Genomic DNA, 17,774 nt, shown 5'->3' with positions numbered 1-17,774 from the left:
CTAGTTCGTCTCGGTTTCGTCGCTTTCGCCGCTCTCGCGTTCACTCTCGTTTGCGGTCTCAGTCTCCCTCGCCGCGGATTCGTTCTCCGTTTCGCCGTCAGTGTCGGTCTCGTTCTCTCCGTCACCCTCACTCTCGGTTTCGGCCGCCCGTTCGCGGTACGCCTCGAGTTCGGGTTCGATCGCGTACTTCAGCTTTCGAGCGTCAGGGTTCCCGGTCATGTGGCGGTGTTTTTCCCCGTTCTCGTCGATGATTATCACGACCGGATAGCCGACGACCTGGTAGGACGAAGCCAACGACCGCCCGGAATGAAACCCGAGGTACCAGTTACCGCTGTGCTCGTCCCACCACTCGCGCAGTTCATCGTGATCCTGCTCGGGGGTGATCGAGACGACGGTCAGATCGTCTCCGTACTCCTCCTTGAGTTCGTCACGGGCGGCTCTGAGTTCCGGCATGAGTGCCTGGCAGTTCCCACAGCTCGGCGCGAAGAACATGGCGACGGTGACGCCGTCGTTCGGGACCTCGAGCGTTCCGGCCTCGCTACCGGTCGCCTCGATCGTCTCGAGTTCAATCGGGCCGTCGTCGGTTTCACCCGTGGTTTCGGTCGGTGTGTTCCCGGATCGCGGCTCGGTGAAGGAATCGACCGGGACGGCTCCCGAGAGGATGCCGCCGGCACCGGCGAGAACGCCGACGCTGCCGACGCCGGCGAGAAGCGTTCGCCGTTTCATCGGGCCGTCACCGCCGAAGGGCCGCACGTGTTATCTGCGGGACACCGTGGACGAGAGCGATCGGCGTCGGGCCACCCACCGAGGCGCTGACTCGAAATCCGAAATCGCCACGGGGAAAGCGATTGTCGGGGTTTCATGCACGAGTGTACGTGATCAAGACCAATGGGTCCACTGGTTCGTCTCTCGAAGGTGACAGCTTGCTGTGATCCGCAGACCCAGGGACGATCACCCGCTCGTCTCGTTCGTGTCCGTTGCCGTGGTCGTTCCACCGCCGTCTAGCGTCTCGAGCGCCTCCGTGACGCCGGTCACGAAGTTCGCGGTCGTCGTGCCGCCCTCGTCTCGCCAGTGACTCTCCCCTTCGGCGTCGATGACGATCGTCGTCGGCGTTCCTCTGACCTCGTAGACGTCCTGTAACGTGCCTTCCTCGTCCATGCCGATCGTCCAGTTCCCGTCGTGAGCGGCCCACCACTCGCCGAGTTCAGCCGGCGAGGGAGAGGCACCGTAGGTGGTGTCGATGACGGAGAACACCGTCACGGTTCCGTCGGGGCCGACGGTGTAGTCGAGTTCGTCGCCCGACGAATCCTGCTGGGGCTCGTCCGCGAGTCGTTCTCTCGCGGTTCCGATCGTCGAGTGTAACCCCTCGCTGGTCGGGCAGTGGACGCGGGTGAAATTGAGAAGCATGATCCCCTCGGTCGGCGGGACGGTCATCGCCCCGGCCTCGCTCCCCGGGCCGTCGACCGTCGTGATGTCCATCGGGAGGGACGGAGAGACGGTAGATCGAGCGGCGGAATCGTCGGTGTCGTTTTCGTCGCCGGTGCTATTGGCGGCGTCGGTTTCGTCGCTTCCGTCGCTTCCGTCGCCGCCGGAGCGATCCAGACAGCCGGCGAGCGCTGTCAGTGTCGTTCCGCTCGTCGCGGTCGCGGCAAGCAGGGACCGTCGGGTGGTTCTCCACGGTAGCGCCGATCCGGTGGTACGCATAGCCTACCCTCTCACCGCGCAGTGTCATGAATCGGTGGGCAGCGTTTGCGTCGCTTTTTCTTCGGCTTCGGATGCCCGACTCGCGAACACTCACACTCGCGCTCACTCACCCGGCGAATTGCGAGCCACACAGACGTACGTCTCCGGCCGCTCCGTCGCCTGCGTCACCACCAACCCCGCCTCGCGAAGGGCCGTCACCGCCTCGCCGAGTGCGTACCGCTCCGACAGCGGCGGCCCCGCCGCCCGCTCGCCCGTCGCCGACCAATCGACCGTCACCAGTCGCCCGCCCGGCCGCAGCACCCGCCCGAGTTCAGTCAGGCTCTCCTCGCTCGCGAACTCGTGGTACGTATCGACCGAAAAGGCGGCGTCGAGGCTGTCATCGGCCAGCGGCAGGTCGTCGACGGGCGCGTGAATCGGCTCGACGGTCGCCGGAAGCCCCTTCTCGCGATAGAACTCGTGCATCTCCGCTTGCACGTCGACGGCGTAGAGGGTGTCGACGACCGGGGCGACGTCGTCGGCGTAGAATCCGGTGCCGCTGCCGAGGTCGGCGACCGTCAGCCCGTCGCGGGGTTCGAGCAGGGCGAGCAGTTCCTCGCGCGAACACCAGCGGTAGCGGCTCTCGTCCTCGAGCGCGGCGGCGCGGTCGGGGTCGTAGGTGTGGAATCCCATACCGGTGATTCGTTCCCCGAGAGTATGATTTCGAGGGTCACACTCCGTCCTTCGATACTTCCGACAGGGGCCGTCTACAGTTCGAACTCGCCGGTGACGATGCTGTGTGCGATTCGCGCCATATAATCGACGTGCGGTTCCCAGTGAGACTCGTTCCCCGCTTCGATTCGGTGGCGGTGAAGATCCGCCCACACCGTCGCGAGCATCAGTGCCGCGTGGGCTCGGTAGAACCGTTCGTTCTCGAACTCGATTCCCGTCTCGTCCTCGTAGCGAGTAACGAGCTCCCGTCGGCTGGGACTCCCCGGCCGCACCGTGAACGGAGCCAGTCCGTTTTCGTTCGCCGCTCTCAACTGTTGAATCGCGTTTTCGTTCGAATACCGCGCTTCGAGTTCGTCGAGCGACGGTGTCGGATCGTTCTCGTCCCCCCAGCGGAGCAGGAGATAGCCGAGTTCGGTCAGGGGATCGCCGATCATCGCCGTTTCCCAGTCGAGAACGCCGGTTATCTCGGGGCTATCACCGGCGGCGAAAAGCACGTTTCCCGGTCTGAAGTCGTCGTGAACGACCGTTCGTTTTGACTCCTCGGGGGCGTTTTGGCGGAGCCACTCCACAACGGATCGAAGGAGCGGGAGTTCGCGGCCCGTTACGGTAGCTGTTTCATCGAGTCGGGCGGTTGCGCGATCGATTTGGTTCAGCGGAGACTGCCGGTTACAGCACTCCTCGAACGGGGAAACGTCCAGCGAGTGAATCGCGGCGAGCGTCTCTATCAGGTTCGCCGCCACGTCGTTTCGCGAGGTTTCGTTCTGGAACCGCTCCGGGAGATCCGACCCGAGCGGGATCGTCGAGCCCTCGAGAAACGTGGTGACGAAAAACGAGTCCCCGACCACCGACGTCTCGTCGCAAAACAAGACCGGCTCCGGAGTCGGAATCGAGGCATCATCGAGCGCTCGGAGCACGCGATACTCCCGTTTCACGCCGATGAACAAGTCCGTCCGTCGCAACTTATTCGGTCGTCGCAAGACGTACCGCTGCTCGTCGTTTGCGGTCGAAATCTCGAGTGTTAAATTGAGACCGTCGTTGAGGACCCGGGTTTCGCTGACATCGATTCCCAATTCCCCCGAAAGGTACGCTTCAAGGCTGGCCGCGTCGATGGCCGTCTCCGTCCCGCTCATACTCCGAAACAGTGTCGCTTTTTATAAAATATCGGTGGAAAATAACCGGTGCTGCGTGACGGTGTAGGGGCCAAAACCGGATCGTACGCCGCAGTGAGGAGATTCCCGTCGGAACGGTTACCGTCCGCGCTCGTCGAGATTCACCGAGATCGATTTCGTCTGCAGGTACGAATCGAGCGCCTCGAGTCCCTTCTCGCGGCCGATCCCGCTCCGTTTCATCCCGCCGAAGGGCGCCTCGACCGAGCCGCCGAACCACTCGTTGACGTAGACGCCGCCCGCCTCGAGTTCGCGCGCCATCGAGAGCGCCTGCTTGATATCGCGGGAGAAGACGCCGCCCGTGAGTCCGAACTCGACGTCGTTCGCGATCGACATCGCTTCCTCGCGGTCCGAAAACGGAATCACCGTCAGCACGGGGCCGAAGATCTCCTCCTGGGCGATCTTGGACTGCGGGTCGACATCCGAGAAGACCGTCGGCGGGACGAAGTAGCCGTCGTCGTCGAGCGGTTCGCCGCCGGTTTTGAGGGTCGCACCCGAGCCGATTCCCGCGTCGATGTACTCGAGCACCGCCTCGTAGTGGGCTTCGTGGTTGAGCGGCCCCATATCCGGATCGTCGACGCCCGGTCCCAGTTCGTAGGATTCGGCCCGCTCGACGACCCGCTCGACGAACTCGTCGTGGATCGACTCGTGGACCAGCGCGCGGTCGGCCGCCGAACAGATCTGGCCGGCGTTCGTGAAGATGCCGACGGTCGTCCAGAAGACGGCCTCGTCGAGGTCGGCGTCGGGCATCACGATTGCCGGGTTCTTGCCGCCGAGTTCGAGCGTGACGGGCGAGACGGACTCCGCGGCGGCTTCCATCACGGTCTGACCGGTGGCGACGCTGCCGGTGAAGGTGAGCGCGTCGACGCCGTCGTGGGCGGTGAGGGCCGCGCCGGGTTCGCTGCCGCCGGTGACGACGTTGACGACGCCGTCCGGAACGCCCGCCCGCTGGCACAGGTCCGCCAGGTGAAGCGCGGAAAGCGGCGTCGTCGGTGCGGGTTTTGCGACGACGGTATTGCCCGCGACCAGCGCCGGCGCAATGCCACGGGCAGTAAGGTTCAGCGGAAAGTTCCACGGAATGATCTGGCCGCTGACGCCGTAGGGTTCGCGAACGGTGATGTTAAGCGCGTCCTGGCCGGTCGGAACGTGTTTTCCCTCGAGTTTGTCGGCCGCGCCGGCGTAGTACTCGAAGAATCGGGCGGCCCCCTCGACGTCGGTTCGGGCCTGCGTGAGCGGCTTGCCCTGATCGCGGCTCTCGATCCGGGCGAGTGCAGCAGCGTTGTCCCGGATGAGATCCGCGATTCGATGGACGATGCGGCCGCGTTCGGCCGGCGCAGTCGCCCGCCATGCCGAAGTCGCCTCCCGAGCGGCTTCGACCGCGCGGTCGACGGTCTCGGCGGTGGCGGCCTCGACCGTCGCGAGCGTTTCGCCGGTTGCGGGATCGGTCGTCGGAAACCCCTCGTCGGCGTTCGACTGGCTGAACTCGCCGTCGATGTACGGTCGATACTGGTCCCGGAGTTCGATTTCGTTCTCGGAGTCGAGTGTCGTTGTCATGGGTTGTCGCTGGGGCCCCGCAGCGGGCCTGGTGGCTCCGCACTGGGGGCTGCCGTCTCTGCACCGACGAAGGCAATTCACATAAGCGCCAGTATCCGTTTTCGGAGGTATTAATCACATATGGTATCATATAGACGGCGGTAGGAGTCAATGATACCTAGTGTGGTTATCGGCACAACGTGGCACGCGCGACGCTGGTGCTCGTCGGTTCGAGGGACAGGGGTGGAACATGCCCCGGCGGGTGTCGGCCGGGACATCGCTTCTTCCCGCGAGGGACCGAAGCATGATTCTATGCGGTCCACCGAGATATAAAGCTCTCGAACGAAGGAGCGTCCATTTTGTACGCCGGATAGTAACTATGAGACAACACCTGTAACCAATTCGGTCGGAAGTCAGCCTTACAGAATCCGAAACCCCGGGTAGTGGAGCAGCCGAGGCATGGCTTGCACGCGGCTTGTACCGAAGTCATAGTCGGACCAGTCGTCTGCGGGATGCGGGTAGTCGGCCTGAAAACGGGGCTTGACGCGCGATCGGCTCAAACACTCAAACGGTTCTCGGACGACTCGCCGCCGGGAACGCAGCGAATACTCGATCGCACTCGTCCTCGTCTTCGGGCCTTCTTCGCCGCAGTCGCTGTCCTTTTCACATCGCCACCCCCACTATAACTCGACTACGCGTGCTCAGTGTTGCCGGGACGCTCCTCGCGGGCGTCGTCTTCGGGATCGCCCTCGCGGCCCCGCCGGGGCCGATGAACGCCATCATCGCCGAGGAGAGCGTGCTGCGCGGTTGGACCGCCGGCTTCTGGGCCGGCCTCGGTGCGATGCTCGCCGACGTGGTCTTCTTCGTCCTCGTTCTAGCCGGCGTCGTCACGCTCATCGACCGCTATCCCGCGATCAGACCCGCGCTCTACCTCCTCGGGGGCATCCTCATGCTGTACTTCGCGCTCGGGGCGATCGAAGAAGCGCGACACACCGCCTCGTTCACTGACGGCGAAACCGGTTCCACCGCCGGCTTTCGCAAAACGTTCGCGCTCTCGCTAACGAACCCCTACCAGCTCGGCTTCTGGCTCACGGTCGGCGTCGGCCTCCTTCAACCAGGCACCCTCGATATCTTCGCTCACGTTCCCGCCATCGACTCGCTCCTCGCCGGATCGCTCGTCGTCCAGACCGGCTCTCCCGAACTCTTGCTCGGCTTTTTCGGCGGAATCGGCGTCTGGATCGTCACCTATCCCGCGGCGCTGGCCGCCGCCGGGCGGCGCGTCGACGCCCTCGCACCGGCGATCGCCGCCCTGAGCGCCGTCGTTCTCGTCGGGTTCGGCGCGCTCTTTCTCGTCGTCGGAACGCTCGCGATCGTCTGACCGATCGAGACGATCGCGGTGATGGCTCGCAGCGCTCGCCGTCGGAACGACAGCCGTCTCACGTACAGATGCGGACCGGATTTAGAAGCGGCTGCACCGGGGAAAACCAGTGGTCGAACGAGTTCATCGCCGCGCGTTGGGTTCGGGGTGGTTCGGGTAGTTCAGTTCGATTCAGTCGCCCATGCCCGCGATTTCATCTTCGAGCCACTCGCGGAACCACTTGACGCGTTTGAGACGTTGGTGGGCGATGCCCTCGGCGGTCTCGCTCTCGACGCGCGAGGCGGCGTTGTAGCCGCGTTCGAGGACGCGCTCGACCATTTCGTCGGTATCCATGTGGGTGCGGGCTTCGTAGCCCATGCGTAACAGCATGAGCGCGGTGCCGTTTGCGCCGACCTTATCGAGTAAGTCGGCCTCGATCAGACACTGCGTTTCGAGCGCCAGGTCGGTCAGGTCACCCTGGAAGGAGTGTTGTTCGATGGCACGACACACCTGGTGAATGAACGATTCGGGGAACTCGCCGCGCGATTCGAGGTATTCGCGGGCGACGCGGGCACCGGCCTCTGCGTGGAGTTCTTGATCGGTTTCGAGTTTGGCCACGTCGTGAAAGAGGGCGGCGACGCGAGTGACGTCGACGTCGGCACCCTCTTCGCGGGCGATCTCCGTCGCGAGTTCGACGACGTTGAGAATGTGGTTGTGTCGGTACTCGGCGGAGTGCCACGGGTACCAGCGCATTCGGCCGCCTTCCTCTTCTTTTTCGACGCTGGCCGCGAGGTATTCGAAGACGAACGCCGTCATCTCCTCGAACTCGGCGTCGGTAACCCTGCGTTCTTTTATTTCGACGCCCACGAGAGATCCCTCCGCAAGAGACGAACGATAGTCATTACCAGAATGTTCGGTCGTTTCGCTCTTTAGCCTTTGGTTCGGGGGAGACTCATTCACACGGTAGCAAACGAAGTACCGGCCGTCTGCAACCGGGCCGACGCGACCGATAGTGGCCGGTCGTGCGGGCGATCCCCGATCCTGCCACAATTTCCGTTAAAGTCAAACAGGCGGCCGCGGAAGGCATGGGTATGAGCAGCGATCAGGACGAGGATTCCCAATCACAGCACCACACGCAGACGGCGGAACGGGACCGCTCGATTCGGTGTCTCGTCGCCAAGGTCGGCCTCGATGGCCACGACCGCGGTGCACACGTTATCTCCCGAGCGTTTCGCGACGCCGGGTTCGAGGTCATCTACTCGGGACTACACAAGGCACCCGACGAGATCGTCCAGGCGGCAGTTCAGGAGGACGTCGACGTGCTCGGCATCTCGATCCTCTCGGGGGCACACGACACCCTCGTCCCGAAGATCATGGACGGCCTCGAAGAGTACGGCGCACGCGATGATACCCTCGTCCTCGTCGGCGGCGTCATCCCCGACGAAGACCGTCCCAAACTCGAAGACGAGGGCGTCGCCGCGATCTTCGGCCCCGGTACGTCGATCGAAGAGACCATCGAGTTCGTCCGCGAAAACGCACCCGAGCGATGAACGCCGACGAGAGAGAACTCCTTGATGCCCTTCTGGCCGGGGAGCACCGCGCACTCGCCCGAACGATTTCGAAGATCGAGAACCGCGCGCCCGGTTATCGCGAACTGGTCTCTGCACTCTACGCCCACACCGGCAACGCCGACGTGATCGGGATCACGGGCAGTCCCGGCGCGGGCAAGTCGACGCTGGTCGACAAACTCGCCGAAACCTACCGCGAGCGCGGCGAGACGGTCGGCATCATCGCGATCGATCCGTCCTCGCCCTTTACCGGCGGTGCCGTCCTCGGGGATCGTATCCGGATGGCCTCGACGATCGGCGACATGGACGTCTTCGTGCGCTCGATGAGCGCCCGCGGTACGCTCGGCGGTCTCTCGACGGCCACGGCGGACGCGGTCAAGGCGATGGACGCCTTCGGCAAGGACAAGATCATCATCGAAACCGTCGGCGCCGGCCAGAACGAGGTCGATATCGTCCGGACGGCGGATACCGTCGCCGTCCTCGTCCCGCCGGGCTCGGGCGACTCGATACAGACGCTGAAAGCCGGTATCCTCGAGATCGCGGACGTCTTCGCGGTGAACAAGGCGGACCGCGACGGCGCGGACCGAACCGTCCAGGAACTCCGGGAGATGCTCCACATCGGCGAGGGCGTCGACTTTGGCGGGTCCGGACACCACGGCGCTGATGCGATGGCCGACGACGGGACCGAACCGACCGCCGGAACTGGAGACGGAAACGGAGCCGAAAACGGAAACGCAGATGCAGACGCAGGCAGAGCCGGTAACGACACCGACAGCCCCGCCGAGTGGACTCCCTCCATCGTCGAAACCGTCGCCACCGACGGCACCGGCGTCGACACATTTATCGACGAACTCGCCGCCCACAGGTCGTTCCTCGTCGACTCCGGCACCCACGCCGAGAAGGTCCGAGAGCGCTACGCCGAGGAGATCCGCACCCTCCTTCGCGAGGACATCAACACGCTGCTCGAAACCGAACTCGAGGAGGCCGGCGGCGTCGAGGATCTCGCCGAAGCCGTCCGCACCGGCGATACCGATCCCTACGCGATCGCCACCGAGGTGCTCTCACCGGTCGCTGCCTGCCTCGAAGAAGCGACTGTGCAGGCCCGCGGACTCGAATCGGAGTCGGACGCCGACCGCCAATAAGACGGTCGTCTCCTGCTCGCCGCCTTTTACCAGTGTGGGCCACCGTCGAACTCCCACCGCGACTTGCCACCGGCGATCGGACCCCGATGGAAGGTAACCCTACTTCTAAGACCGTCCCCGATGTAGTCCCCGCCCATGAAACCCCGTACAGTCCTCGGAGCGGCTATCGGAACCGTCGGTGCAGCCATCGTCGGCAACCGCCTCCTCGCGAGCCGCGCCGGCGACCTCGAGAATCCGTTTACCGGCGTCGAGCGAACCTATCGCTGGCGCGGCATCGAAACCACCTATACGGTCGCCGGCGATCCGAACGATCCCGATATGCTCCTGTGCCACGGCGTCCACGCCGGCGCAAGCAGCCACGAGTTCAGCGAAATCTTCGAGCGACTGGCGGAAGATTATCACGTCTACGCGGTCGATCTTCCCGGCTTCGGCCGCTCGGAGCGCCCGCCGCTGGTCTACTCGCCGACGCTCTACATCGAGTTCCTTCGCGACTTCGTGAGCGACGTGACGGACGAGCCGATCGTCGTCGCCTCCTCGCTCACGGGATCGTTCGCGGTCGGGGCCGCGCGGGAGTCCGACATCGCCGAACTCGTGTTAATCTGTCCGACGGACGACACGGGGACGGCGCGACCGCGGGTTCGGGCGCTGTTCCGGGCACCGGTCGTGGGGACGGCGCTGTTTAACCTGCTCGCGAGCAGGCCGTCGATCCGCTACTTCTACGACCGCGACGGCTACTACGATTCCGAGCGGATCGACGAGGAAACGGTTAACTACGCCTGGCGGAGCGCCCACCAGCCGGGAGCCCGCTACGCACCGGCGTCGTTTGCGGCGGGAATGCTCGATCCAGGTGTCGATACTGATACTGATACTGATACTGATATCGATACCGGCGCTGGTGCCGGTGACGATACCGGTACCAGTGACGGAAGCGATACTGCGGACACCACCGCGGAGCCCGATGCCACCACCGCGGAGCCCGATGCCACGGCCGACGAGTTCGATCTCGCGACCGAACTCGCGGCGCTCGAGACGCCGACCACGCTGATCTGGGGGCGCGACGCCGAACTCGTGCCGTTGCGCGAGGGGCGGGACCTGGCGGAAGCGGCCGATCTCGATCTGGTTGCGATCGATTACGCGACGCAGTTGCCCCACGCCGAGCACCCGGACGAGTTCGTCGCGTATCTCACGGCGGAGTTACTGGAGGGGAACACGGGGGACGCCGGTGTCGGGTTCGGCGAGAACGCGTGAGCGGTAACGAGGTGGCGTGTGGCGCTGATTGGTGACCGGACGTGCCGTTAGTCGTCTGCGACCTCCTTGTCGATGACATCGTCCGAGCCGGGAACCGACACGTCGTCCTCCTCGCGGAGGAACATCGATTCGCGGTCGCCGAACGCGAGTGCGACCGAGACGGCTGCCACGAGCGTAATGATCGCGAATGGGCCGCCGGTGATTATCGCGGCCGCTTGCAACGCATCGACGCCGCCGGTAACCATCAGCAGCGACGCGAGTGCGCCGATGAGCAGTCCCCAGACGACGCGGTTGATCGTCGAGGGCTCTCTCGCTCCGCCCGTGGTCAACATCCCCAGTGCCAGCGTCGAGGAGTCGGCCGACGTGACGAAGAAGGTCGTCACGAGCACGAGGAACATCGCCGCTAACGCCCCGCCGAGCGGTAACGTCTCGAACAGCGGATAGCCAGCACCCCCTTCGCCCAGTTCGCTGACGACGGCGAGGATGTCCGCCTGGCCGCGCTGCTGAGCGAAGATGGCCGATCCGCCCATCGTCGCAAACCAGGGAATCGTCACGCCGGTCGAGGCGACGACGCCGGTGACGGCGACCTGTCGAACCGTCCGCCCGCGCGAAATGCGGGCGATAAACAGCCCGACGAACGGTGCCCACGAGAACCACCACGCCCAGTAGAACACCGTCCACTCGCCGATCCAGTCCGCGACGCTTCCACCGCCCGCAGCGCCGACACCGGTGTAGAAACTCATCGTGATGAACTCGTTGATGTAGCCGCCGAGCGCCTGCGTCCCGACCGAGAGAATGTACTGCGTCGGGCCGAGTACGAGCGTCGAGACGAGTAGCACGAGGAACAACACGAGGTTGAAGTAGGAAATTCGTCGGATGCCCTTCTGGACGCCGAGCGTAACCGAGACGGTGAACGCGACCGTCAGGCCGGTGATGACGAGAACCGTCGTCAGGTCGCCAACCGAGGTGCCGGTCGTCCACTCGAGACCGGTCAGGAACTGGTTGCCGACGAACCCGAGCGTCGCCGCGACGCCGCCGATCGTCGCGAACACCGCGAGGATGTCGACGAGTTTCGCGACCGGACGGTCGAGATTGTCGAGTCCGATCCACGGCGCGAGGATCGTCGAGATCCGAAGCGGCGCGTCGTACCGGTAGCCGTAGTAGGCGATCGGAATCCCCAGGACGACGTAGGCCGTCCACGCTGAGATGCCCCAGTGGAAGAACGTGTACTGGATCGCGCCGACGGCTGCCTCGGGGGTTTGCGAACCGGCATTGAGAAACGGCGAAACCGTATCGTAGTGGAAAATCGCCTCCGCCGGCCCCCAGAAGACGATGCCCGCCGCAATCCCCGCCGAGTACAACATCGCGAAGTACGCGGGAAATCGAAAGGCCGGTTCCTCGTCGTCTCCGCCGAGCGTGATGTTCCCCCAGGGGCTGAAGATGAGAAAGCCGACGAACACTATCAGGGCGAACATAATCAGCAGGTACGCCCACCCGAAGTTCGACCAGAGGAACTCGTTAATACTGTCCATCAGGTCGGCCGTTGCCTCCTGGCGAAAAACGAATCCGAGAACGGTAAGCGCCGTGACGAGCACGCCGGCACCGAAAACGACGTAGTCGAGTTCAGTCGTGAACTCGTCCCAGGCGTTTTGGAGTCGACTCATGCGTTCATCACCGCCGTCCGTGTGAGGTGCGTGTTGTCGGGGGCTGTCATTGGTGTCACTGGTGAACTGGTGGGTATCGGTGTGGTGTGTGTTGTGTCAGCGGCCGTGCGAGTGCCCGTGTGTGGTCTGCAGACGGCTGTGATTGTGGCCATCACTGTCACTGGCACTGGCTGTGACAGGGGGAACGACTGTCGCGTCGCTTTCGTCCCGAAACGCCACGTCCGGGCGTTCGAACTCGACGGCGCTTCGGGGCTGGAAATTGACATGTTCCTGTCAGGTCAGCCGATCGATGTGGCGGTTTGAGCCGCGTCGTTCGGTCGGTCGACTCGAATCCGCATCCGTCCGCTCGCGGTGTTCGTGGCGGTCGCGACGGTCGTGATACTGCACGGTGCTCGCCCGAACTCGTGCTCTCGGTGCAGTGGAATGGGTAGCTTAGAACAGTGGCTCCGGCGTTGCCGGTGGGGTTCGTTTGTGTGAACTCTCCTCGTGCATCATTGCGACGTGTTCGACGTCGTCGACCGTCGTCTCGGTGAGTCGGGCGACGACCGAGGCCGGCAGGTTCCCGTCGATGTAGAACGCGAGGACGGCGTCGAGCGTATCGTAGTCGAACCCGAGCTCTTCCTCGTCGCTCTCGTAGTCGACCATGCCGCCGGTGGGCGTCTTCTGGACGATGGCTTCCGGCACGCCGAGAGCGGCGGCGATCTGGCGGACCTGCTGTTTGTAGAGGTTGCCAAGCGGGTTACAGTCGACGCCGCCGTCACCGTACTTCGTCACGTAGCCCGTCGCGAGTTCGGCGCGGTTGCCGGTGCCGAGGACGAGCCGGTTCTCGCGGTTGGCGATCAGGTAGGTCGTCGTCATTCGCACGCGGGCGCTCGTGTTTCCGACGTAGCGGCCCTCCCACTGCGCTTCGGACTCGTTGTCGGACTCCGCGTCGGCGAGTTCGAGGAGGCGGTCCATGATCGGGTCGATGCCGATCTGTTCGTACTCGATTCCGAGATCCTGGGCGACGCGTTCGGCGTCGCTCATGTTCTCTGCTTCGTTGACCGCCTTCGGGAGGATGATCCCGTGGACGTTCTCGGTCCCGAGCGCCTCGACGGCGAGGTGGGCCGTCGTCGTGCTATCGATGCCACCGGAGAGCGCAATTTCGACGCCATCGGCGTCCGCGGCGTCGACGCGCTTTCGAATGAACTCGGTGAGGTGTGTGAGCTGCGCATCGATCTCGTCTGCAGCGAATCGAAGGTCAACCGGCTCGATCTCGTCCTGCGTCTGTTCGTAGAGGTTCGCCATGCGAACGCCCGATTTAGCGGGACCGAGACATAAAAGGCACCTGCCTACAATGTGCGACCGGCGTGTTCGAAATCGAAGAAACGCTGTCACGGCGGTTCCCGGGCCCATACGGACCGGTGCGCCGGTTTCCCGGCGAACTCGGAGGACGAGGACGGGTCGCGGGTGCGCCGGCGATGACAGCCGTCCGTCTCAGACCGTCTTGAACCCGAGCACCCGTTCGCCCGTCGTTTCCGAACTCGTGACGGCGAGTTCGACGGGCAAACCGGTGTCGACCGCGTCGGGATCGAGATCGACGACCTGACCGGTCACGCGGATGGGACCGAAGTCGGCGATCGCGGTCGCGTAGGGGGCATCGTCCTCGAAGGCGGGTGTCGGAACGTGCGTAACGGTGAACGTCTCGATCTCGCCCGTCTCCGGAAGCGGTCGCTCGTCGAGTTCAGCCGCGCCGCAGGTCGGGCAGAGCCGCCGCGGGGGGAGAGAGGTGTGGCCGGCCGGGCAGTCGAGGTAGTAGGCGTCCCCGGTTTCGGCGGCGTCGAGCCAGTCGTCGAAGCCGGCGTCGCGGGCGGATTCGTCGCTCATTTTGCCACCTCCAGGACGTGGACGGCGGCGCTGGCGACCGTTCCACCCGCGTTGTGGGCGACGCCGGTCGTTGCGTCGGCGACGTGCTCGCTGTTCGGGTGGGTTCCGGCGAGGAGTTTCGACACTTCGGCGATCTGTGACGCGCCGGTCGCGCCGACCGGGTGTCCCTTCGCCTTCAGACCGCCCGAAAGGTTGATCGGCGTGTCGCCGTCAGCCGTCGTCCGGCCGTCGCGGGCGGCCGTAATGCCCTCGCCGACGGGTTCGAGATCCAGCGCTTCGAGCGCGAGCACCTCGGCGATCGTAAAGCAGTCGTGGACCTCCGCGACGTCTACGTCACCCGCGTCGATTCCGGCGTCAGTGTAGGCCTCTTCCCCGGCCTCGCGGGCAGCCGGCGAGCGGGCGAGGAACTCGCGGTCGTGCAGCGCCATCCGGTCGCCGCCTTGGCCGGTGCCCGTGATCGAAACCGGCGCGTCGATGTCGTGTTCCTCGGCGTACGCCTCGCTCGTCAGCACCAGCGCGGACGCGCCGTCGGAGAGCGGACAGGCATCGTAGAGGCCGAGCGGACTCGACACCGTCGGCGCGTCGAGAACCTCCGCCACTTCGATCGACTTCTGGTACTGGGCCTTCTCGTTGGTCAGGGCGTTCTCGTGGTTCTTGACGGCGACGTGAGCCAGATCCTCGCGGCCGCCGCCGAACTCGTCGAAGTACGCCTTGGCCATCAGCGCGTACGCGCCGGGGAAGGTCATCCCCGCTCGCACCTCCCAGAGTTCGTCGGCCGCGATGGCGAGCGCTTCGGTCGCGCCGGCGGTCCCGAGGTTGGTCATGCGCTCGGCACCGCCGACGAGGACCACGTCGTGTTCGCCGTTGCGAACGCGCATAACGGCGTCCCGAACGGCCATTCCGCTCGACGCGCAGGCTGATTCGTAGCGGGTGGCCGGTGCCCGAACGCCGGCGGCTTCGGCCATCAGCGGCCCCTGGTGGCCCTGGTGCTCGGCGAGTTCACCCATGAAATTGCCGTAGAACACGGCTTCGACATCCTCCCGGGGGACGCCGCTGTCCGCGAAGGCGGCGCTACTCGCTTCGGCGAAGAGATCCCTGCTCGTCCGTTCGGGCGCGTTTCCAAACGGGGTCAACCCCGTTCCTGCGACGCGTACGCCAGTCATGTACACTCGTACTTCGCCGATCCGTTAATACTCCGCGGTTGCCGACGAGTCTGTCAGGAACGTTGATCCGGAATGCGAACGAAAAACCGCCGCCCGAGTACGCGCCGTTTCCGCGCGTTTATACCCACCTCGAACACAGTAGTGTGTATGAGTGACACGGAAACGTCGATCCCGTTCGAGTTCGACCTGTTGACCGACCTGACCGAGACGAGCGGCGTCCCCGGCTACGAGGATCGCGTTCGCGAGCTGGTGATCGACGAGTTCGATTCGTTTGCCGACCGCATCCGAACGGACGCGATGGGAAACGTCGTCGCCACGCTGGAGGGTGACGCCGAGTATTCGGTCGCCGTTGCCGCGCACATGGACGAAATCGGGTTTATGGTTCGGCACGTGCGAAGCGCCGGACGGACGGGAGACGGGACGAACGGCGATAGCAACGGCGGCGAGGACGGTGACGGCTTCGGTTTCCTCGAACTCGAACCGCTCGGTGGCTGGGACGCGCGCGTTCTCAAGGCCCAGCGCGTGACTATCCACACCGACGGTGGCGACCTGCCGGGCGTCATCGGTTCCCCGCCGCCGCACACGCTCGACGAGGACGAACGCGAGCGGACGCCCGACGTTTCGGACCTCTACGTCGACACCGGCCTCCCCTACGACGAACTCGCCGAGCGCGTCTCGCCGGGCGATCTCGTCACGATGGACCAGTCAACCGAGCGCCTCGGCGAGACGATCACCGGCAAAGCCCTCGACGATCGCATCTGCCTGTTCGCGATGCTCTCGGCCGCCCGCCGGCTCGCGGACGCTGATCTCGACGCGACGATCCACTTCTGTGCCACCGTTCAGGAGGAAGTCGGCCTGCGCGGCGCTCACGCCCTCGGCGTCGACGTCGACCCGGACCTCGCCATCGCACTCGATGTGACCGTCGCCAACGACGTTCCCGGCTTCGGCGGCGGCGAGCGCGTCACCGAACTCGGCGAGGGTGCCGCGATCAAACTCAAAGACTCGAGCGTCATCACGAACGCGAAGGTCCACCGCCGCCTCCAGGCCGTCGCCGACGAGGCGGGAATCGACTCGCAGGTGGAAATTCTGCCCGCTGGGGGCACCGACACGGCCGGGTTCCAGCACACGGCCGGGGCGAAACCCGTCGGCGCGATTTCGATCCCGACGCGGTACCTCCACACCGTCACGGAGACCGCCCACGTCGACGACGTGGCGGCGACGATCGACCTCCTCGAAGCGTTCCTCGCCAGCGAGGACGGCGACCACGACTACACGCTGTAGCCGTCGGTACAGCCGTCTTCAACACTTACAACGCCGCCGCAACCACGTCGATCACGGGGGTCTCGGCGAAGACAACGACGTGGTCTCCGCGTTGGACCCGCGTCTCGCCGCGGGGCGTAATCAACTCCCCGTCGCGCGTAATCGCCCCGACCACGACCCCGTCCGGGAGTTCAGCGATCGCCTCGCGGATCGGCGTGTCCACCAGCAGGCTCTCGGCGTCGACCTCGAACTCGAGCACCTCCGCGCGGTCGTGTTCTATTATTGCGAGGTTCTCAGTCCGTTGCTCCCTGGTGAACCGGGTAATCTCTTCCGCGGTCACCCACCGCGGGTTGACCGCAACGTCGATGCCGACAGTCTCGAAGAGATCGACGTACTCGCCGTACTCCACGATGCCGAGCGTCCGTTCGACGCCGATCCGTTTCGCCAGCAGGGAGACGAGCAGGTTCTTCTCGTCGCTATCGAGCGCAGCGATGACGATGTCCGACTCGCCGACGTGCTCGCGGACGAGAAAGTCGATATCCGTCGCATCGCTCTCGAGAACGAGCGTCTTCGGCAACTGCTCGGCGAGTTCACGCGCGCGCTCGGGGTCGCGTTCAACGAGCCGCGATTCCAGGCCGTGCTCCTCGAAGAGCCGCGCCGTCTGATAGCCGATTTCGCTTCCGCCAACGATGACGATTTCGTCGGCTTCCTCGAGTGTCGGTAGTGGCGAAAGTGTGCCGGCGAACTCGCGAGTGCTTTCGACGGAGCCGATGACGACGAGTTCGTCGCCGGCCTCGATGACGGTCTCGCCGGTCGGGACGACGACGTCGTCGTCCCGGATGAGTGCGGCGAACGTCAGCGATTCGAACCGATCGGCCTCGGCGACGGTTTTGCCGGCGACCGGACTGTCCGGACTGATTTCGAACTCGGCCATGCGAACGAGTCCGTTCGCGAAACTGTCGACGTCACGCGCGCCCGGAAGGTTGACGATATCGACGATCGTCTCGGCCGTGTGAAGATCGGTACTCACCATGACGTCGACGCCGAATGCGCCCTCCGAGCGTTCCCAGGTGCGAAGGAGGTCCGTCTTTTTCACGCGCGCGATCGTGAACGGGTCGTCGGTGGTTTTGGCCGCGCCGCAGACGACGATGTTCGTCGCGTCGTCGTCGGTGCTTGCGACGACCAGATCGGCTTCGTCGATGCCGGCTTCGTCGAGCGTCCGTCCGGACGTGCCATCCCCTTCGATGGCCATCACGTCGTGCTTGTAGGTGATCGAGTCGACGCGGCGCTCGTCGCGGTCGACGACGACGACCTCGTGATCCTGGTCGAGACTATCCGCGATGTGGGTGCCGACCTCGCCGGCACCGACGACGATGACGCGCATTGCGAATCACC

The 17,774-nt window shown here is 64.8% G+C and carries 16 protein-coding genes; 5 read left to right on the top strand and 11 right to left on the bottom strand.

Features of this window, described 5'->3' with window-relative positions:
• The 5 genes from C481_RS13935 to C481_RS13915 form a co-directional block, all read right to left on the bottom strand.
• Entirely contained in the window at nucleotides 1-726 is a 726-nt protein-coding gene (locus tag C481_RS13935) for a TlpA family protein disulfide reductase (protein WP_006109875.1), read from the bottom strand.
• A 225-nt stretch (nucleotides 727-951) separates the two neighbouring features.
• On the bottom strand, nucleotides 952-1,704 hold the full coding sequence (locus C481_RS13930) for a TlpA family protein disulfide reductase (protein WP_006109874.1): 753 nt from the start codon (nucleotides 1,702-1,704) through the stop codon (nucleotides 952-954).
• A 102-nt stretch (nucleotides 1,705-1,806) separates the two neighbouring features.
• Complete coding sequence (locus C481_RS13925) at nucleotides 1,807-2,373, bottom strand: class I SAM-dependent methyltransferase (protein ID WP_006109873.1); 567 nt, start codon at nucleotides 2,371-2,373, stop codon at nucleotides 1,807-1,809.
• Between the two features lie 74 nt (nucleotides 2,374-2,447).
• Entirely contained in the window at nucleotides 2,448-3,542 is a 1,095-nt protein-coding gene (locus C481_RS13920; RefSeq protein ID WP_006109872.1) for a phosphotransferase family protein, read from the bottom strand.
• Between the two features lie 117 nt (nucleotides 3,543-3,659).
• Nucleotides 3,660-5,132 carry an aldehyde dehydrogenase family protein gene (locus C481_RS13915; RefSeq protein ID WP_006109871.1) on the bottom strand — a complete coding sequence of 491 codons (1,473 nt, stop codon included), beginning with the start codon at nucleotides 5,130-5,132 and terminating at the stop codon, nucleotides 3,660-3,662.
• Nucleotides 5,133-5,808: 676 nt separating this feature from the next.
• On the opposite strand from C481_RS13915, the gene C481_RS13910 reads away from it, so the two are divergent.
• Nucleotides 5,809-6,489: a LysE family translocator gene (locus C481_RS13910; protein ID WP_006109870.1), complete on the top strand. Its 681-nt coding sequence runs from the start codon at nucleotides 5,809-5,811 to the stop codon at nucleotides 6,487-6,489.
• A gap of 171 nt (nucleotides 6,490-6,660) precedes the next feature.
• Here the strand turns inward: C481_RS13910 and C481_RS13905 are convergent, their stop codons facing one another.
• Nucleotides 6,661-7,335, bottom strand: a complete 675-nt coding sequence (locus tag C481_RS13905; protein ID WP_006109869.1) for an HD domain-containing protein — start codon at nucleotides 7,333-7,335, stop codon at nucleotides 6,661-6,663.
• Between the two features lie 224 nt (nucleotides 7,336-7,559).
• On the opposite strand from C481_RS13905, the gene C481_RS13900 reads away from it, so the two are divergent.
• The 3 genes from C481_RS13900 to C481_RS13890 all read left to right on the top strand — a co-directional run bounded on the left by C481_RS13900 (nucleotide 7,560) and on the right by C481_RS13890 (nucleotide 10,426).
• A complete protein-coding gene (locus C481_RS13900) occupies nucleotides 7,560-8,018 on the top strand; it encodes a cobalamin B12-binding domain-containing protein (RefSeq protein ID WP_049904663.1) in 459 nt (152 codons plus the stop codon).
• Nucleotides 8,015-9,178 carry a methylmalonyl Co-A mutase-associated GTPase MeaB gene (gene meaB, locus C481_RS13895; RefSeq protein ID WP_006109867.1) on the top strand — a complete coding sequence of 388 codons (1,164 nt, stop codon included), beginning with the start codon at nucleotides 8,015-8,017 and terminating at the stop codon, nucleotides 9,176-9,178. Before C481_RS13900 ends, meaB begins: the two co-directional genes overlap by 4 nt.
• Before the next feature lie 135 nt (nucleotides 9,179-9,313).
• Nucleotides 9,314-10,426, top strand: a complete 1,113-nt coding sequence (locus C481_RS13890; RefSeq protein ID WP_006109866.1) for an alpha/beta fold hydrolase — start codon at nucleotides 9,314-9,316, stop codon at nucleotides 10,424-10,426.
• Between the two features lie 47 nt (nucleotides 10,427-10,473).
• On the opposite strand, the gene C481_RS13885 is transcribed toward C481_RS13890, so the two are convergent.
• From C481_RS13885 to C481_RS13870, 4 genes are all read right to left on the bottom strand, one after another.
• Nucleotides 10,474-12,090, bottom strand: a complete 1,617-nt coding sequence (locus tag C481_RS13885; protein WP_006109865.1) for a BCCT family transporter — start codon at nucleotides 12,088-12,090, stop codon at nucleotides 10,474-10,476.
• A gap of 432 nt (nucleotides 12,091-12,522) precedes the next feature.
• Nucleotides 12,523-13,377, bottom strand: coding sequence for an NAD+ synthase (locus C481_RS13880; RefSeq protein WP_006109864.1), 855 nt, complete (start codon nucleotides 13,375-13,377; stop codon nucleotides 12,523-12,525).
• Nucleotides 13,378-13,566: 189 nt separating this feature from the next.
• Nucleotides 13,567-13,956, bottom strand: coding sequence for a Zn-ribbon domain-containing OB-fold protein (locus C481_RS13875; protein ID WP_006109863.1), 390 nt, complete (start codon nucleotides 13,954-13,956; stop codon nucleotides 13,567-13,569).
• Nucleotides 13,953-15,119, bottom strand: coding sequence for a thiolase C-terminal domain-containing protein (locus tag C481_RS13870; RefSeq protein ID WP_006109862.1), 1,167 nt, complete (start codon nucleotides 15,117-15,119; stop codon nucleotides 13,953-13,955). The genes C481_RS13875 and C481_RS13870 overlap by 4 nt, the downstream gene beginning before the upstream one ends.
• 147 nt (nucleotides 15,120-15,266) lie before the next feature.
• On the opposite strand from C481_RS13870, the gene C481_RS13865 reads away from it, so the two are divergent.
• Nucleotides 15,267-16,400: a M42 family metallopeptidase gene (locus C481_RS13865; RefSeq protein ID WP_006109861.1), complete on the top strand. Its 1,134-nt coding sequence runs from the start codon at nucleotides 15,267-15,269 to the stop codon at nucleotides 16,398-16,400.
• A 25-nt stretch (nucleotides 16,401-16,425) separates the two neighbouring features.
• Here C481_RS13865 and trkA read toward each other — a convergent pair whose 3' ends face one another.
• A complete protein-coding gene (gene trkA / locus C481_RS13860; protein ID WP_006109860.1) occupies nucleotides 16,426-17,763 on the bottom strand; it encodes a Trk system potassium transporter TrkA in 1,338 nt (445 codons plus the stop codon).
• Nucleotides 17,764-17,774: the final 11 nt, after the last annotated feature.

The sequence above is a fragment of the Natrialba asiatica DSM 12278 genome (genome assembly GCF_000337555.1).
GTDB lineage: Archaea > Halobacteriota > Halobacteria > Halobacteriales > Natrialbaceae > Natrialba > Natrialba asiatica.
Note: the sequence above shows the minus strand (reverse complement) of the source record. Positions and strands in the feature narration are given on the sequence as shown.

Coding starts and splice junctions, on each gene's coding strand:
- C481_RS13935 (WP_006109875.1), bottom strand. CDS start 726: ATGAAACGGCGAACGCTTCTCGCCGGCGTCGGCAGCGTCGGCGTTCTC.
- C481_RS13880 (WP_006109864.1), bottom strand. CDS start 13,377: ATGGCGAACCTCTACGAACAGACGCAGGACGAGATCGAGCCGGTTGAC.
- C481_RS13870 (WP_006109862.1), bottom strand. CDS start 15,119: ATGACTGGCGTACGCGTCGCAGGAACGGGGTTGACCCCGTTTGGAAAC.
- C481_RS13900 (WP_049904663.1), top strand. CDS start 7,560: ATGAGCAGCGATCAGGACGAGGATTCCCAATCACAGCACCACACGCAG.
- trkA (WP_006109860.1), bottom strand. CDS start 17,763: ATGCGCGTCATCGTCGTCGGTGCCGGCGAGGTCGGCACCCACATCGCG.
- C481_RS13875 (WP_006109863.1), bottom strand. CDS start 13,956: ATGAGCGACGAATCCGCCCGCGACGCCGGCTTCGACGACTGGCTCGAC.
- meaB (WP_006109867.1), top strand. CDS start 8,015: ATGAACGCCGACGAGAGAGAACTCCTTGATGCCCTTCTGGCCGGGGAG.
- C481_RS13890 (WP_006109866.1), top strand. CDS start 9,314: ATGAAACCCCGTACAGTCCTCGGAGCGGCTATCGGAACCGTCGGTGCA.
- C481_RS13865 (WP_006109861.1), top strand. CDS start 15,267: ATGAGTGACACGGAAACGTCGATCCCGTTCGAGTTCGACCTGTTGACC.
- C481_RS13885 (WP_006109865.1), bottom strand. CDS start 12,090: ATGAGTCGACTCCAAAACGCCTGGGACGAGTTCACGACTGAACTCGAC.
- C481_RS13925 (WP_006109873.1), bottom strand. CDS start 2,373: ATGGGATTCCACACCTACGACCCCGACCGCGCCGCCGCGCTCGAGGAC.
- C481_RS13915 (WP_006109871.1), bottom strand. CDS start 5,132: ATGACAACGACACTCGACTCCGAGAACGAAATCGAACTCCGGGACCAG.
- C481_RS13920 (WP_006109872.1), bottom strand. CDS start 3,542: ATGAGCGGGACGGAGACGGCCATCGACGCGGCCAGCCTTGAAGCGTAC.
- C481_RS13930 (WP_006109874.1), bottom strand. CDS start 1,704: ATGCGTACCACCGGATCGGCGCTACCGTGGAGAACCACCCGACGGTCC.